Genomic DNA, 365 nt, shown 5'->3' on the forward strand with positions numbered 1-365 from the left:
CGCGCACCGCGCTGATGCCGCATTGCGCTGCCATAAGTTCCGCTTCGGAAATGGCCAGTTGCGCCGAGAGATCGCGCTCCCGCATTTTCGGATTTTCTTCTCGCGCCCGCCGGATCTCTTCCGGGGATGGTTTTACGCGCTGGTCCATGTCGTTCACCTGCAATGCATGATGTCTGCTCGTCCGCCGCTTCGGGTCACTTGTTGAGGATCAGCTTGCCCTGGCGGGTGATCTTCAAACGATAGAGCGCGCCGTGATGCTCGATGCCGATCTCGTGCCCCCCCTGAAACAGCGTGTTGCTGGAGAGCGTCCTCACCACCATCGGCACCCGTTCATAGCGCATCTGCGTGTCGTCCGAACGGCGGAC

Annotated in this window: 1 protein-coding gene and 1 pseudogene; both read right to left on the minus strand. The window is 61.1% G+C overall.

The features are described 5' to 3' along the window. Positions 1–148: pseudogene (locus tag EN824_RS36405) on the minus strand (hemin-degrading factor); the annotation flags it as partial. A gap of 46 nt (positions 149–194) precedes the next feature. Beyond that, the coding region (gene hemP, locus EN824_RS33735; RefSeq protein WP_245521078.1) for a hemin uptake protein HemP at positions 195–365 on the minus strand (171 nt) is incomplete at its 5' end.

It is taken from the genome of Mesorhizobium sp. M8A.F.Ca.ET.181.01.1.1 (assembly GCF_004792025.1).
Taxonomy (GTDB): domain Bacteria; phylum Pseudomonadota; class Alphaproteobacteria; order Rhizobiales; family Rhizobiaceae; genus Mesorhizobium.